At 50.9% G+C, this 12,126-nt stretch carries 9 protein-coding genes, 1 tRNA gene and 1 pseudogene; 2 read left to right on the forward strand and 9 right to left on the reverse strand.

Going from position 1 to position 12,126, the window contains the following annotated elements; translation table 11 throughout:
- Nucleotides 1–197: 197 nt before the first annotated feature.
- The 8 genes and pseudogenes from secG to ACHHV8_RS35310 all read right to left on the reverse strand — a co-directional run bounded on the left by secG (nucleotide 198) and on the right by ACHHV8_RS35310 (nucleotide 8,865).
- Nucleotides 198–437, reverse strand: coding sequence for a preprotein translocase subunit SecG (gene secG / locus ACHHV8_RS35275; protein ID WP_395164103.1), 240 nt, complete (start codon nucleotides 435–437; stop codon nucleotides 198–200).
- Between the two features lie 93 nt (nucleotides 438–530).
- Nucleotides 531–1,238, reverse strand: a complete 708-nt coding sequence (locus ACHHV8_RS35280) for a M50 family metallopeptidase (protein WP_395164104.1) — start codon at nucleotides 1,236–1,238, stop codon at nucleotides 531–533.
- 431 nt (nucleotides 1,239–1,669) lie between these two features.
- Nucleotides 1,670–2,962, reverse strand: coding sequence for a phosphopyruvate hydratase (gene eno, locus ACHHV8_RS35285; protein ID WP_395164105.1), 1,293 nt, complete (start codon nucleotides 2,960–2,962; stop codon nucleotides 1,670–1,672).
- A 74-nt stretch (nucleotides 2,963–3,036) separates the two neighbouring features.
- Nucleotides 3,037–4,574: pseudogene (gpmI, locus tag ACHHV8_RS35290) on the reverse strand (2,3-bisphosphoglycerate-independent phosphoglycerate mutase).
- Nucleotides 4,575–4,576: 2 nt separating this feature from the next.
- A complete protein-coding gene (tpiA, locus tag ACHHV8_RS35295; RefSeq protein ID WP_395164106.1) occupies nucleotides 4,577–5,329 on the reverse strand; it encodes a triose-phosphate isomerase in 753 nt (250 codons plus the stop codon).
- A 25-nt stretch (nucleotides 5,330–5,354) separates the two neighbouring features.
- On the reverse strand, nucleotides 5,355–6,536 hold the full coding sequence (locus ACHHV8_RS35300) for a phosphoglycerate kinase (protein WP_395164107.1): 1,182 nt from the start codon (nucleotides 6,534–6,536) through the stop codon (nucleotides 5,355–5,357).
- Between the two features lie 233 nt (nucleotides 6,537–6,769).
- On the reverse strand, nucleotides 6,770–7,777 hold the full coding sequence (gap, locus tag ACHHV8_RS35305) for a type I glyceraldehyde-3-phosphate dehydrogenase (RefSeq protein ID WP_395164108.1): 1,008 nt from the start codon (nucleotides 7,775–7,777) through the stop codon (nucleotides 6,770–6,772).
- A 59-nt stretch (nucleotides 7,778–7,836) separates the two neighbouring features.
- Complete coding sequence (locus tag ACHHV8_RS35310; protein WP_395164109.1) at nucleotides 7,837–8,865, reverse strand: sugar-binding transcriptional regulator; 1,029 nt, start codon at nucleotides 8,863–8,865, stop codon at nucleotides 7,837–7,839.
- Nucleotides 8,866–9,254: 389 nt separating this feature from the next.
- Here ACHHV8_RS35310 and ACHHV8_RS35315 point away from each other — a divergent pair.
- A tRNA-Arg gene (locus tag ACHHV8_RS35315) sits at nucleotides 9,255–9,326 on the forward strand.
- 168 nt (nucleotides 9,327–9,494) lie between these two features.
- Nucleotides 9,495–10,076 carry an ATP-dependent Clp endopeptidase proteolytic subunit ClpP gene (gene clpP, locus ACHHV8_RS35320; protein WP_395164110.1) on the forward strand — a complete coding sequence of 194 codons (582 nt, stop codon included), beginning with the start codon at nucleotides 9,495–9,497 and terminating at the stop codon, nucleotides 10,074–10,076.
- 90 nt (nucleotides 10,077–10,166) lie between these two features.
- Here clpP and ACHHV8_RS35325 read toward each other — a convergent pair whose 3' ends face one another.
- On the reverse strand, nucleotides 10,167–11,930 hold the full coding sequence (locus ACHHV8_RS35325) for a stalk domain-containing protein (protein WP_395164111.1): 1,764 nt from the start codon (nucleotides 11,928–11,930) through the stop codon (nucleotides 10,167–10,169).
- Between the last annotated feature and the right edge of the window lie 196 nt (nucleotides 11,931–12,126).

Raw genomic sequence — 12,126 nt, forward strand, 5'->3', positions numbered from 1 at the left:
ATCGCTCCAATCGGCGAGAATCGTTCGTTCCTCATACGCAAAAAGCCCCGACCTGTTCAGTTACCCGAACTCGAATTTGAAACCATTATGTACTGAACCGTTCAAGCTCCCGCTCGTATAGAAAAGTCCAAGCGAGAAAGCTTTCTACGAACAAAAAAGCAGCAGGAGTATCATTCCCCTGCTGCTTTGCTTTTATGTTACAACTGCTTTACGAAGTAGGCAACAACAAGCGACAAGATAAAGAATGCAGCCGCCAAGCCCATCGTCAATCTCGATAAAAACAATTCCAAGCCACGCGCTTTTTGCTTTCCGAACAAATGCTCCGCACCTCCGGAGATGGCACCGGACAACCCTGAGCTTTTACCTGGTTGAAGCAGTACCGCTGCGATCAGACCAAGCGAAGCGATGACCAGTACAATTTTCAAAGCAATTTCCATAATTCCACCTCCTGCGAGCAAGTCGAAATAGACAGCATCTGTATTATATCACAATCCTGTCCTACTGACAAACTTCGTCAAGGGAAGAATGGACTATTCGTAATTCGGATACGGCTGCTGCGGTTTGGCCGGTCTTGGTTTCCTTCTTCCGAGGAACGCTTGAATGGCGCTTTTCGCGCATAACAGCGAGAATACCGTAAACAATCCTGCCCAAAAAATCGCAGGCAGAAAGGTTACTCGGGCCAGGTTGGTCGCGTCGCCGGCCGAGGCCGGATTTTGCAGCGCATAGATGACAAGGGAGATCGGCACCATGACGGATTCCTCCAGTGTCAGGAAGGCGAGCAGCAAGTAATACGCATCCCGGAGCCAGCGGGGAACAAGCGCCAGCATCACGATATTCAACGCGATAAACCCGACCAGCCACATGATGCCGAACTCGTTTCTTACAAAAAGCACCAATGCCACAATTCCGATCAGCGTCATGATCTGCAGCCCGAGACGCTGGTTGTCTCTTGCGCGCATTTTAAACAGAAATACCGCAAACAGCGAAGCGGTCATATACCCCGCCAGCGAAATCGGAATGACGCTCCAGTTGTTTGCCACCGAGGAGTAAGTGACACCGCTGTGGTTGGCATACAGCTCAATCGACATGACCCTTCCCGACAGCGCAAGAGTGACGATAGCGTGACCGAACTCATGAATGGTCGTATCCAGATTGCGAAAAAACGAAGAAAAGGGAATCCAGCGCGTGAGAAAGGCTGACCCTATCAGAAGAACTATCGTCTTTAACCAGTTGCTCATTGGCGGATTCCCCCTGGGAATGTAGATTGTATTTCATACGCTGCTTTGGGAAAAAGGTTGCCGCTGTCTCGGAAGGGGCGTGGTGCAGGTCTCCAGCGAATTTTTTCAAAAGCCAAGCAACGTAAATAAATACAATTATATTCATTTATTTAGCGTTCGAGAACCGATAACTGATCGCTTCGCTCCAGCCTTCAACCCCCAAAACCCCTAAAACCCAACTTATCAAACCAAATCGTTTTTCCGTACGCTTTAACACCTGCATACAAGACCAATTATAACAAGCTTACACTAAAAGAATAGGAGATGAAACCGCCTCCTATTCAAGCCGGAGGATAAAAGAAAGAAGCATCCCGAAGGATGCTTCCGCTTTGATCGACTCTATTGAATGGATCGGCTCTGAGAGCCGTCAAATTCAATAGTTCAACCCGTTCTTATTTGAAGTTCTTCAGGTTGAAGAACGCTTTTTTGCCCAGGTATTGAGCGGTTTCAGCCAATTGATCTTCAATACGAAGCAATTGGTTGTATTTTGCTACGCGGTCCGTACGGGAAGGAGCACCCGTTTTGATTTGGCCAGCGTTCGTAGCTACAGCGATGTCAGCGATCGTGCTGTCTTCGCTCTCGCCGGAACGGTGGGAAATCACCGCAGTGTAGCCGGCACGGTTAGCCATTTGGATAGCGTCGAACGTTTCAGTCAGCGTACCGATTTGGTTCACTTTAACCAGGATCGAGTTACCGATGCCTTTTTCGATACCTTCAGCCAAACGAACGGTGTTCGTTACGAACAAGTCGTCGCCAACCAATTGTACTTTGCTGCCCAATTTCTCAGTCAACAGCTTCCAGCCTTCCCAGTCGTCTTCGGAGCAGCCGTCTTCGATCGTAACGATCGGATACTTGTCTACCCAAGAAGCGAGGAAATCTACGAACTCAGCGGATGTGAAGGATTTGCCTTCGCCTTCCAGGTGGTATTTACCGTCTTTGTAGAACTCGGTGGAAGCTACGTCCATACCCAGGAATACGTCAACGCCCGGCTTGTAGCCTGCGCGCTCGATCGCTGTCAGGATGGAAGTGATTGCTTCTTCGTTGGATGCGAAGTTAGGAGCATAGCCGCCCTCGTCGCCAACAGCTGTGTTCAAGCCTTTTTCCTTCAGAACGGTTTTCAAGCTGTGGAAAATCTCTGCGCCGGTACGAAGAGCTTCTCTGAATGTAGGAGCGCCTACAGGAAGAACCATGAACTCTTGTACGTCTACGCTGTTGTCCGCGTGAGCGCCGCCGTTGATGATGTTCATCATTGGAACCGGCAATTGTTTCGCGTTGAATCCGCCAAGGTATACATACAAAGGAATGTCCAAAGCTTCGGAAGCAGCGCGGGCTACAGCCATGGAAACGGCCAAAATCGCGTTAGCGCCCAATTTTGCTTTGTTAGGCGTACCGTCCAAAGCGATCATTTTGTTGTCGATGCCGACTTGGTCCAAAGCGTCCAGGCCGATCAGCTCAGGAGCGATGATGTCGTTCACGTTCTCAACAGCTTTCAGAACGCCTTTGCCCAGGTAACGGGACTTGTCGCCGTCACGAAGCTCAACAGCTTCGTATGCGCCTGTGGAAGCGCCGGATGGAACGATAGCGCGGCCTCTTGCGCCGGACTCCAGGAATACTTCTACTTCTACTGTCGGATTACCGCGGGAATCCAATACTTCGCGGGCATATACGTTAGTAATCATTGTCATGATCGATAAACACTCCCTATATTTGAATTTGCAGCTGCAAGCTGCGAAATGAACAACGTGATTGGTACAAGCCTCTACTCGACGATCGATGCGCCCGTCATTTCTGCCGGCTGCTTCACTTCAAGCAGCTTCAGAACGGTCGGAGCGATATCCGCCAAAATACCGCCGTCTCTTAGTGTAACATGTTTGCTTGTCACAATAAAAGGGACAGGGTTGGTCGTATGTGCCGTATTGCGGGTACCGTCCGGATTGGTAACGACATCTGCATTACCGTGGTCGGCTGTAATCAACGCTACGCCGCCTTTGGCCAGGATTGCTTCAACGACTTGACCGAGGCATTCGTCCGTCGCTTCGATAGCCTTCACCGTAGGCTCCAGCAGACCGGAGTGGCCTACCATGTCCGGGTTGGCGAAGTTCAGGATAATCACATCGTGATTCTCCGCTTCGATTTCCTTCACGGTAGAAGCCGCAAGCTCATAAGCGCTCATCTCGGGCTGCAGGTCATACGTAGCCACCTTCGGCGAGTTGACGAGAATGCGGGTTTCGCCCGGCAGCTCTTTATCGCGGCCGCCGCTGAAGAAGAACGTCACGTGCGGGTATTTCTCCGTTTCAGCCGTGCGCAGCTGCTTCAGGTTGTTTTGAGCCAATACCTCACCCAGCGTGTTATCCAGGTTCTTCGGCTTGTAGGCTACGAAGCCGTCCACCGATTCGCTGAACAGCGTCAAGCAGACGTAGTAAAGGTTCGACGGGCATTTCGGCCCGCGGTCGAAGCCGCGGAAATCGCTGTTCGTGAACACCTGAGACAGCTGAATCGCGCCGGTCCGGACGGAAGTTGAAGAATACGACGGAATCGCCGGACTCTACCAAGCCTACAGGCGATCCGTCTTCTTTGACGATGACCGTCGGCATGACGAATTCGTCGAAGACCGATTTCTCGTAAGACTCGATGATCGCTTTCATCGGATCGGTGTACTGAGGTCACTTCACCGTAAACCATCGCACGGTAGGACTTCTCCGTACGCTCCCAGCGCTTATCGCGGTCCATCGCATAGTAGCGGCCCTGTACCGTAGCCAGCTTGCCTACGCCTACCTCAGCGATTTTGGCGAGCAGCTCTTCCATGTACTTCTTCGCGCTGTCCGGAGCCACGTCGCGGCCGTCCAGAAATGCGTGTATGTACACTTCGCTGAACTCTTCTTTCTTGCACACTTCAAGCAAGGCGAACAAGTGGGCGATATGGCTGTGAACGCCGCCGTCGGACAGCAAGCCGTACAGATGGAGCTTGCGTCCGTTCTGTTTGGCATTGCGAATCGCGCCGAGAATCGTTTCGTTCTCGAAAAATTCGCCGTCGCGAATCGATTTCGAAATCCGGGTCAGATCCTGGTACACAATCCGGCCTGCGCCGATGTTCAAATGGCCCACCTCGGAGTTCCCCATCTGGCCTTCCGGAAGACCTACGGCTTCGCCGCAAGCGGTCAATGTCGTATGAGGGTACTCCGCCCAGTAACGGTCATAGTTCGGCTTCTTCGCTTGGGCAACCGCATTACCCATCGTTTCGCCGCGAAGGCCGAAGCCGTCCAAAATAATCAGTGCTACCGGTTTTGGTCTGGACATGATTACTTGGCCCCCTGAACCAGCTGAATGTAGGAAGCAGGCTCCAAGCTTGCGCCGCCTACCAGGGCGCCGTCGATATCCGACTCAGCCATGTATTCGGCAATGTTGTTCGGCTTCACGCTGCCGCCGTATTGAATGCGCACGGCATCCGCCACGTTTTGGCTGTACAAGCCAGCAATCAGCTCGCGGATGTAAGCAATGACTTCGTTAGCGTCAGCCGCCGTCGACGATTTGCCTGTGCCGATAGCCCAGATCGGCTCATACGCTACGACAACTTCAGCCGCTTGCTCTGCGCTAAGACCCGCAAATGCCGCTTCGGTTTGCACTTTGCAAACCTCTTTGGTTTGGCCCGCTTCACGCTCTTCCAGCTTCTCGCCCACGCAGACGATCGGCGTCAAGCCGTGCTTGAACGAAGCGTGTACTTTTTTGTTAACCGTTTCGTCGGTTTCCGCGAAGTAGGCGCGGCGCTCGGAGTGCCCGATGATCACGTAGTCTACGCCCAGGTCCTTCAGCATGACGCCGCTGATTTCGCCTGTGAACGCACCGTTATCTTCCCAATGAAGGTTTTGTGCTCCAACTTTTAGGTTGGTGCCTTTTACTGCCTCTACCAGAGCCGGAAGATTGGTGAATGGCGCGCAAATCACGCTGTCCACACCGTCCACTTCCGCTTGGCCCTTCACTTCGTTAACGAAAGCCGTCGCTTCGCTAACCGTCTTGAACATTTTCCAGTTGCCTGCAATGATCGGTTTACGCATGAAAATTCACTCCTTTTCTATCGGTTTATTTATCGTTAAGAGCTACGACGCCGGGAAGTGCTTTACCTTCCATGAACTCCAGGGAAGCGCCGCCGCCTGTGGAGATGTGATCCATTTTGTCAGCCAGATGGAATTTCTCAACCGCAGCCGCCGAATCGCCGCCGCCGATTACCGTGTAAGCGGAAGTTGCCGCGCAAGCTTCAGCTACCGCACGCGTACCGTGGGAGAATGGCTCGATTTCGAATACGCCCATAGGTCCGTTCCATACGACCAATTTGGATTCCGCGATGGTTTTAGCGTAAATTTCACGCGTTTTAGGACCGATATCGATACCTTCCCAATCCGCAGGAATAGCGTCACGCTCTACAATTTGCGTGTTGGCGGTAGGGCTGAAATCGTCCGTTACTACGATATCGACAGGAAGCAGAAAGTTAACGCCTTTTTCCTTCGCTTTGTTGATGAAACCAAGCGCCAGGTCGATTTTCTCGTTGTCCACAAGGGATTTGCCGATTTCATGACCAAGTGCTTTCAGGAACGTATAGGACAAGCCGCCGCCGATGATGATGTTGTCGGCAAGGTTCAGCAGGTTGTTGATAACGTCGATTTTATCCTTAACCTTCGCGCCGCCTACGATCGCCGTGAAAGGACGCTCAGGGTTGTTCAACGCTTTACCCAATACATCCAGCTCTTTCTCCATCAAGAGGCCGGAAACCGCCGGCAGGTAATGCGCAATGCCTTCTGTGGAAGCGTGAGCGCGGTGAGCTGCGCCGAAAGCATCGTTTACGTACAGATCAGCCAATTCGGCAAAAGCTTTCGCCAGTTCCGCATCGTTCTTCTCTTCGCCTGCGTAGAAACGCACGTTCTCAAGCAGCAGCACATCGCCATTGTTCAAAGCCGCAACCTGCGCTTTAACGGCGTCGCCGATCGCCTCATCCGCTTTTGCTACAGGCTTGCCGAGAAGCTCGGACAAGCGGGCAGCCGCAGCTGTCAAACGAAGCTCTTCTACAACTTGGCCCTTCGGACGGCCCATGTGGCTTGCCAGAATGACTTTTGCGCCTCTTTCAGTCAAATATTGAATCGTTGGTACGGTCTCGCGAATACGCGTGTCATCCGTGATTTGGCCGTTTTCCATCGGCACGTTGAAATCTACCCGTACAAACACTCTTTTGCCGCTTACTTCTACGTCACGAACGCTTTTCTTATTCATCTATTCCCACGCCTCCTATGTTTTCTTACCCGCACACAAAAAATGTGGTAATGTCTGAATTCCGTTTCAAGACGTCTTTGCCAAAAAAGCAAAAGGGGATGTACTTAAGAGCGCCACCGAGGTTCCTTTGAATCAAAAGAATACAATCTCAACAGAACCCGGAAGTACATCCCCTTTGCGTAAAAAGCAAAACGTTGTGAAACTCTTCAGTTCATGACCACAATTTTTCTAACTTACAGACCTTTTTTCGCGATGAAAGCTACCAAGTCAACAACGCGGTTGGAGTAGCCCCACTCGTTGTCATACCAGGAAACCACTTTAACCATGTTGTCGCCAACCACCATAGTGGACAAAGCGTCGATTGTGGAGGAAGCTGGGTCTCCGTTGTAGTCGCTCGATACAAGCGGCTCTGCGGAGTAGTTCAGCACGCCTTTCAAAGAACCGTTAGCAGCTTCTTGCAGTGCTGCGTTAACTTCGTCAACTGTTACATTTACTTTCAATTCAGCAACCAGGTCCGTAACGGAAACGTTAGGAGTTGGTACACGGAAAGACATACCGTTCAGCAAGCCTTTCAGTTCAGGAAGCACCAAGGATACGGCTTTAGCAGCACCTGTAGTGGATGGAATAATGTTCTCAGCCGCTGCACGAGCGCGACGAAGATCTTTATGCGGAAGATCAAGAACGGATTGGTCGTTTGTGTAGGAGTGAATGGTAGTCATCATCCCTTTAACGATGCCGAACTTGTCGTTCAATACTTTTGCGAATGGTGCCAAGCAGTTCGTTGTGCAAGAAGCGTTGGAGATGATTGTATGGCTAGCTGGATCGTATTTATCTTCGTTAACGCCCAGAACGATCGTGATATCTTCGTCCGTTGCAGGTGCGGAGATAATTACTTTTTTAGCGCCGCCTTTCAAGTGAAGGGAAGCTTTTTCTTTCGCTGTGAAAATACCAGTGGATTCAACAACGATTTCTACACCGTTAGCAGCCCAAGGCAGGTTCTCAGGGTTACGCTCAGCGAAAACTTTTACTTCTTTGCCGTTAACGATCAAAGCGCCTTCCGTAGCTTCTACAGTACCGTCAAATTTGCCGTGAGTTGTATCGTATTTCAACAGGTGAGCCAATGTTTTAACATCAGTCAAATCGTTGATTGCTACGATTTCAACTTCCGGATTGCTGAAAGATGCGCGGAATACGTTACGACCGATACGACCAAAACCATTAATACCAACTTTAGTTGCCATGTGAGATAGCCTCCTAATAATAGTTAATTTGGATTTATGTCAAGACAGGCAATTGCCCGTCAAGATGTCAATGTATTTACAATTTGCGTGGCTGCCGCCTCGTCGGTGACCAGAATGTCCTCGTGACCGAAACGCAGCACCGAAGCAATAGCTTCCCCTTTACTTTTACCCCCCGCGACACCGATGACGCAGTCCATCGCCTGAATATCTTCGATGCGCAGCCCTACCGTCGGCGTCTTGTGAAGGATTCTTCCTTCGCGGTTAAAATAATACCCGAACGCTTCCGCGAGCGCCCCGTCTTGCTGCAGATTCGAGGTCGTGTCGGCGTCGACTTTACGCCGCCGAGCCATCACCATAGCTTCCCCGATGCCATGAACCACAATACGGGCCTTGCGGATAAACTGGATGATCTCCAGGATCGTGCTGTCCTGCATCAAAGACTGGTAAGCTTCCTCGCCCAGATGGTCAGGCACGTGAAGCAGCCTGTACTTGGCTCCCGTCTTCTTCGCCATCGTCGAAGCGATCGTGTTCGCCTGAAACTCCAGGCTTTCTCCGAGTCCGCCCCGCGCCGGTACAAACCAGCTGCCTTTAAGCAGATTGGAAGAGGACAAGTGATAGGCGACCTCGGCCGTTGTAGAGCCTCCGGTAACCGCAATGACCTCGTCCTGGGAGATGTGCTTGAGAAGTACGGCGGCACCTGCCCGGCCCAGCTCCTTCTTCGTATGCGACGATGTATCCGAATCACCCGGAACGATCACCACCTGCTTCAAACCGAAGCGCGAGCGGATTTGTTCCTCAAGCTCCGTCAGACCGAATAGATCCTTGACTAGAGGCTCGATGCTTTCCAGCAGCTGTCTTCCTGCAAGGCTGATTCGAATGCCGGACGTTTCCACCTCCAGCAAGCCTTGGGCCTTCAGGAAATCGACCTCCGCACGCATGATGCGCTCCGTCGTATTCAACGAACCCGCCAGCGTCCTGCGGCCTACAATTCCAGATACCATGATGTGGTGAAGAATAGTGTAGCGTTTCTTCATCGTATCCATTAAGTCCGGCAGAAGCTGCTTTTGAATATTGAGCATATCTCGCATCGTTTTTCACTCCCGCCAAAACGTGGACACCTTTCGTCCCGCCACTACATTTTCAGTCCCACATACTCCAAAGAAAGAGCTAAGCATTCACTTAGCTACTTCATTATATAAAATCCGTCTGACGTTTTCAACTCGGAAATCACAAATTAGACAAAAAAATAGTCAGACGTGCTTTTTTTGTCGAGAAAAGGCTTATCAATGCACGTTTTAGGTGATTGTGTCATGAGCAGATGCGTTCGGTTACAACCGAACCGGATCCCGCCCCTCCCTGACCTCTTGGAGCAGCATATTTCCAAGGCGCAAAAAGGCTTGTACGAAAGTTTTGAATAGAGGGTTGCATTTTCCATGCAGGTATCATATAATAACTCTTGCTTCGCTTAATACAGCGTGCGCCCGTGGTCCAATGGATATGACGTAGGCCTCCGGAGCCTGAGATTAAGGTTCGATTCCTTACGGGCGCGTACAAGCATAACAGATAACCTTTGATTTGTTTATAGTTCGATTATCGGGCTGGATGCAAATCGAAGGTTTTTTTGTATCTGTTGTTTGACCTTTCTTGACCTTAGTTTGTTTTTCCGCTATGATGGTTATAGTGTTACCATATATGAACTTTAAGGAGGCTGCAGCTTATGAGTTTCATTCCCATGGTCGTTGAACCTGATGCAAGAGGAGAACGTGCATATGACATCTACTCCCGCTTGTTGAAGGATCGCATTATCTTTCTAGGTACGCCGGTCAATGATGTTGTGGCCAACGCGATTATCGCCCAACTGCTGTTCTTGGCGGCACAAGATCCGGATAAGGATATTCATTTGTATATTAACAGCCCGGGCGGTTCCATTACGGCGGGGATGGCTATTTACGATACGATGCAGTTTATTAAACCGGACGTATCGACGATCTGCGTCGGTATGGCCGCTTCGATGGGCGCGTTCCTGCTGGCTGCAGGCGCCAAAGGCAAACGCTTCGCGCTGCCTAACAGCGAAGTCATGATTCACCAGCCGCTTGGCGGCGCGGAAGGTCAAGCGAGCGACATTGAGATTCGCGCGAAGCGGATTCTCAAAATGCGCGACAAGCTGAACCACATCCTGGCCGAGCGCACCGGCCAATCGTTCGAGCAAATCGAGAAGGATACCGACCGCGACAACTTCATGTACGCGCAAGAAGCTGCCGCTTACGGCCTGATCGATAAAGTGATCGAGAAGGTGTAAGCCGGCTCGATAAAACAAACCCACCGCATGGTCTCGCTGACCGGCGGTGGGTTTTTGATTTGGTACAATTAATTTTTATGGGAGATCCTCTTACTCTTTTTCATCCAGCGGATAGAAAATCAAATCGATCGGGAACGCCGAACCGGCCGGCGGGGTGAACTCGATATCGAGCGAGTCCTCGTTGCCCGTCGTTTTGGCCAGAATCTGCATGCCGTCAAATGCCGTCAGCACGCCGGATTCCGGAACGAGCCGCATCTCTCCGTTAATTTTGAACGGACCTTTGAAAATACCGCCGTACGGCATAATCATAACCGCCATTTTGCGCGGCTTGTCCGCATGAATTTTATATACGACGCCGTAGTTGCCCTCGTTCTTCACGTTTTCCTTCCGCATCGGGTCATAGCCCGGCTGGAACGGATCGGATTTGCCATCCCCGATAATAAGACGGGACGGGGTCGTAAACGAGCTTGCATCGATATTCCAGTTCACCTGGGATACCGGGAACGATCCGCGCACATGACCGGTAAACGGCAGCAGCGGAAGGCTCAATGCGTTCTGATTCACTTCCGGCGCAGCAACGAAGGAGAACTGAATCTCGCCATCGGTTTCCACATCATAGAACAGGTTGACGCCTTGGCTCGGATAAAACTCCGGCATTTGCGAGTAGATCAGCGTTGTTTTCGGAGGAATGACCATGCTGCCGTTTTGCGGGTCGTTCATTAAGAACTCGACGCTGGCTTCATTCCCGATCAGGTTCGCGTACACAGAAGGCCATACTTCGCCTTTGTTGGTTGTTTTCACCGTCACCGGCTTATCGGTCGTGTTCTTCGCCAGAATGGCCAGCGTGACCTTTTCCTTCGTCCCATTGACGTGATCTGCGTAGAGACGTCCTTTACCATTGACGGTATCCTGATACAAAATACCCGTTTCCGTAAATTCCTCCGGACTGTCGCTGACCAGCAGCTTGCGCGAGGAATCTTCCGTTACATTTTTTGGAAGCTCCGGCAGCTTCCAGAAGTTGCCCCACAGCGTGCTCCAGTCAGTTTTAATAAATCCGCCGACAGGCTTGGTATAGATCGGATACTCGATTGCGCTCAAATACGTTTCATTCGAAATCGTAATGACCCGGGAATAAGGCTCGCTTTGGTTGCCGTGCCCGTCCCATACCGTCAAAGTCACATTGTATTTGCCCGGCTGGAAGAAGGCTTCTTCTTTGTTCGTCCATTCGGTCCGTACAATGCCTTCAGCATCCGGATCGTAGCTCAAGTCCACATATTTCACCGGTTCCCCGATTTTATATGTATCCTTGGCAAAGGAGAATTTCGCCACAGGCTTGGAATTGCCCGTATTCGGAATATAAATTCCGTTAGGAACTTGCGTATGAATGACTTCTACCCGACGAAGCTCGTCGTTGTACGTATAGCGTGCTCCCATATAATCAGCCAGCCAGGTCAGCTTCACCAGCAGCTTCCCTTCCGGGCTAATGGCCGCTGCAGAATCAAACGGCTCCATCACTCCGTTGATCCACACCGACTTATGGTCGCTGTCCAAAATAATATTGTAGCCCGGAGTCGTCATCTCGATTTGTCGAGTTTTGTCGTTCCACTCGACCTTCAACCCCATCGCATCCCCCAAAAATTTGGCGGGGACGAACATTTTATCATTAATGATCGTAGCCGGGGACTCCAGCTTCACCTGCTCGCCGTTCAGGAAAGCATCCGTCTTGTCCACATACAGTAGTACATAAGTCGAGGTTGACGCAATGCCGGCCGCGGAGGCCAACGGTGTAAAGAGAACGGTGCATAACAAGGTGATGAGGACCAATAAAGACATTTCTCTTTTTAACTGTTTCATCTCTCTTACTCCTTTAGAATAATAAATAAGGACAGCAAAAAACCTTTCCTGCAGAAGACACGTCATAATAGACGCTCTACTCGAGAAAAGGTTGCGCTTTTATGGACATCCCATACAATCCATCATCTGGAACCCAGCATTAGCAGCCTCTGCCAGAGAAAAATAACCCCACAAAGTGGGGCTCATGCTTCGAGGC

This window comes from Paenibacillus sp. TAB_01 (assembly GCF_043945595.1).
Classification (GTDB): Bacteria; Bacillota; Bacilli; order Paenibacillales; family NBRC-103111; genus Paenibacillus_S.

Bases quoted from the DNA above. Each gene is read 5' to 3' on its own strand.
- clpP (WP_395164110.1), top strand. From the start codon at position 9,495: ATGAGTTTCATTCCCATGGTCGTTGAACCTGATGCAAGAGGAGAACGT.
- ACHHV8_RS35280 (WP_395164104.1), bottom strand. From the start codon at position 1,238: ATGAGCAACTGGTTAAAGACGATAGTTCTTCTGATAGGGTCAGCCTTT.
- ACHHV8_RS35300 (WP_395164107.1), bottom strand. From the start codon at position 6,536: ATGAATAAGAAAAGCGTTCGTGACGTAGAAGTAAGCGGCAAAAGAGTG.
- secG (WP_395164103.1), bottom strand. From the start codon at position 437: ATGGAAATTGCTTTGAAAATTGTACTGGTCATCGCTTCGCTTGGTCTG.
- eno (WP_395164105.1), bottom strand. From the start codon at position 2,962: ATGACAATGATTACTAACGTATATGCCCGCGAAGTATTGGATTCCCGC.
- tpiA (WP_395164106.1), bottom strand. From the start codon at position 5,329: ATGCGTAAACCGATCATTGCAGGCAACTGGAAAATGTTCAAGACGGTT.
- ACHHV8_RS35325 (WP_395164111.1), bottom strand. From the start codon at position 11,930: ATGAAACAGTTAAAAAGAGAAATGTCTTTATTGGTCCTCATCACCTTG.
- ACHHV8_RS35310 (WP_395164109.1), bottom strand. From the start codon at position 8,865: ATGCGAGATATGCTCAATATTCAAAAGCAGCTTCTGCCGGACTTAATG.
- gap (WP_395164108.1), bottom strand. From the start codon at position 7,777: ATGGCAACTAAAGTTGGTATTAATGGTTTTGGTCGTATCGGTCGTAAC.